We start from the raw sequence: 2,728 nt of genomic DNA on the forward strand, positions 1-2,728 counted from the left end.
CACCAGGACGGCCACCGCGACCGCGGCCCACCGCCGCCTGCGGCGACGCCTGAGGCGGGGCTGCCGTGCCCACTCCTGTTCGGCGATCTTGGTCATCCGCTTGCGTTCCCGCACGCTGATCTGAGCCGTGAGCGTCTTGAACCGCTCGTCGATGTCGTCGTTGTCAGGCACGGGGGCTCCGGGGGGAATGTGCTTGTTGAGATGCCGACACATATGATCTATGGCTTTCGCCCTGTCCTGCCAGCCGGTCCGGGCGAGTACGGGGGCGGTACCCGGGGCGGCTACCGTTGGGGCATGAGCAGCAAGCAGCCGCGTTGGACCCAGACCTGGCTCGGTGGCGTCAGGTCGGCCGGAGTCGACCTCGGTTATCCGGGGGAGCGGCTCGGGCTGCCCGCGGAGGGCAGCGGCTCGGTGGCCGGATTCGGCCGCAGGCTCGGCGCCATCGTGGTCGACTGGCTGATCTGCACCTGGGCCATCACCCAGGGGCTCCTGCGGATCGACCCCACTCATTCGGCCTGGGTCCCGATCCTGGTCCTGGCCGCCGAATACCTCCTGCTGGTGGGCACCATGGGGATGACCTTCGGGATGCGCCTGTTCGGCATCAGGGTCGCCGCGCTCGGCGGCGGCCGCCCCGGGTTCGTCTCCGTGCTGGTACGGACCGTTCTGCTCTGCCTGGCCCTGCCCGCCCTCATCTGGGACCGCGACCAGCGGGGCCTGCACGACCGCGCGGCGAACACCGTGGCCGTACGCCTCTGAGGCGTCCCCACGCCCGCGGCCGATTCCTTTTCCCTCCGGCGGCCGTCATAACGGTGGGCGCCCGCGCCGGGTGGGCCGCGGTATGGGAGAGATGTCGTTGTGATCAAGGAAGAGGCGGGTCCGGAGGAGAGCGCGGTCCTGGCCGCCGCGCTGGCGGGTGACGAGCCGGCGTTCGGCACGCTCGTCGAGAGGTACCGGCGGGAGCTGCGGGTGCACTGCTACCGGATGCTCGGCTCCTTCGAGGAGTCGGAGGACCTGGTGCAGGAGACGTTCCTGCGTGCCTGGCGCAAGCGGGAGGGCTTCCAGGGGCGCTCGACCTTCAGGGCCTGGCTCTACCGGATCGCGACCAACGCCTGCCTGGACTTCCTCGACCGTCACCCGCGCCGCCCACGCCCGCGTGAAGCGCCGGTGCTGGCCACTCCAGGCGTGTCCGCACCGTCGCCGACCGAGGTCTTCTGGTTGCGTCCGTACCCGGACCGGCTCCTGGAGCCGCCCGCCCCCGCCGGCGCCGAGCCGGACGCCGAGGTGGTCGCCAAGGAGACGATCGAGCTGGCGTTCCTGGTCGCCATCCAGCACCTGCCTCCCCGGCAGCGGGTGGTGCTGATCCTGCGCGACGTGCTCGGCTGGTCGGCGCAGGAGGCCGCCGCGCTGCTGGAGGTGAGCGTCGCGGCGGTGAAGAGCGCCCTGCAGCGGGCCCGGTCGACGATGCGGGAGCACCTGCCCGCACAGCGCCTGGAGTGGGCGCCCTCCTCGGATCCGACCGAGGAGGAACGCGCGGCGCTGCGACGCTACATGGACGCCGTCGAGCAGGCGGATCCCGAGGTCCTGGCCGGGGTGCTGCGCGCGGACGCCTGGCAGACGATGCCGCCGGCCCCGATCTGGATCCTGGGCGGGGAGGCGATCGTCGAGGCGTGGCGCCCGGCGATGATCGGCCCCGAGGCGTGGGGTGACTGGCGCGTCCTGCCCACCCGCGCCAACCGGCAACCCGCCGCGGCGGCCTACCTCAGGCGTCCGGGCGAGTCCGAGTACCAGGGCTCGTGGCTCGGCGTCCTGCGGGTCGAAGGCGGGCTGGTGACCCAGATCACCACCTTCGGCGCCGAGATCTTCCCGGCGTTCGGCCTCCCCTCGACGCTGTGACGGGCACCGGCGAGGACCCACCCCCCTCCTTGGCCGGGCGGTTCGGACCGTCGTTCCGGGTACGGACGGTCGTCGTCGAGCCCGGCGGCTCGCTGGACCGGGCCGGAGCCGAATGGCGGGACGCGATCGTCCTGCTTGAGCGCGGACGGATCGAGCTCGTCTGCTCCGACGGTGATCGCCTGGCCTTCCGGCGCGGCGACGTGCTGTGGCTGGACGGGCTGCCGGTGCGAGCCCTGCACAATCCGGGACGGGAACCCGCCGTCCTGCTCGCGATCTCCCGGAGGCCCGGGCGCCGCTGAGTCCCGGGCTCGGACTTTCGAGAACCAACCCCCGGAGCGATTCCTTTTGCCGCCTCCGGCCGTCGTAACGGTCACACGCTGGATCACGGAAGGGAAGATCATGAACGATATGCAGAAGCGGGTCCAGGAGGCGGCCGACAGGCTCGTGGAGTCCGGGACCGAGCGGGGCCTGCAGGTCGCCGTGTACCGGCACGGCGAACTGGTGGTCGACGTCGTCGCGGGTGTCGCCGACCCGGCCACCGGGCGTCCCGTCACGCCGGACACGCCGTTCTACAGCGCCTCGACCGGCAAGGGCGTCACCTCGACCGTGGTGCACGTGCTCGTGGAGCGGGGCGTTCTCGGCTACGACACGCCGATCGTCGAGCTGTGGCCTGAGTTCGGTGCCCATGGCAAGGAACGTGCGACGGTGCGGCACGCCCTGACCCACTCGACGGGCGTGCCCGGCGTGCCCGCCGGGACCACGCCCGAGGACCTGTGCGACTGGGACGGGATGTGCGCGGCGATCGCCGATGCCAAGCCCTGGTGGGAGCCGGGCA

General features: G+C 72.1%; 4 protein-coding genes. All 4 read left to right on the forward strand.

Features of this window, described 5'->3' with window-relative positions:
• The first annotated feature begins 294 nt into the window (after window positions 1–294).
• Window positions 295–756, forward strand: coding sequence for an RDD family protein (locus ABZ260_RS49555; protein WP_355552133.1), 462 nt, complete (start codon window positions 295–297; stop codon window positions 754–756).
• Window positions 757–855: 99 nt separating this feature from the next.
• A complete protein-coding gene (locus ABZ260_RS49560; protein ID WP_355632519.1) occupies window positions 856–1,893 on the forward strand; it encodes an RNA polymerase subunit sigma-70 in 1,038 nt (345 codons plus the stop codon).
• A complete protein-coding gene (locus ABZ260_RS49565) occupies window positions 1,890–2,192 on the forward strand; it encodes a hypothetical protein (protein WP_355632522.1) in 303 nt (100 codons plus the stop codon). The genes ABZ260_RS49560 and ABZ260_RS49565 overlap by 4 nt, the downstream gene beginning before the upstream one ends.
• Window positions 2,193–2,292: 100 nt before the next feature.
• Window positions 2,293–2,728 (forward strand): serine hydrolase domain-containing protein (locus tag ABZ260_RS49570; protein WP_355632524.1); only part of this gene is annotated, 436 nt, incomplete at its 3' end.

The organism is Streptosporangium sp. NPDC006013 (assembly GCF_040614275.1).
In the GTDB taxonomy this organism is placed as follows: domain Bacteria; phylum Actinomycetota; class Actinomycetes; order Streptosporangiales; family Streptosporangiaceae; genus Streptosporangium.

What these genes read in the sequence shown, in the direction of transcription:
- ABZ260_RS49555 (WP_355552133.1), top strand. Translation starts at nt 295, where the DNA reads ATGAGCAGCAAGCAGCCGCGTTGGACCCAGACCTGGCTCGGTGGCGTC.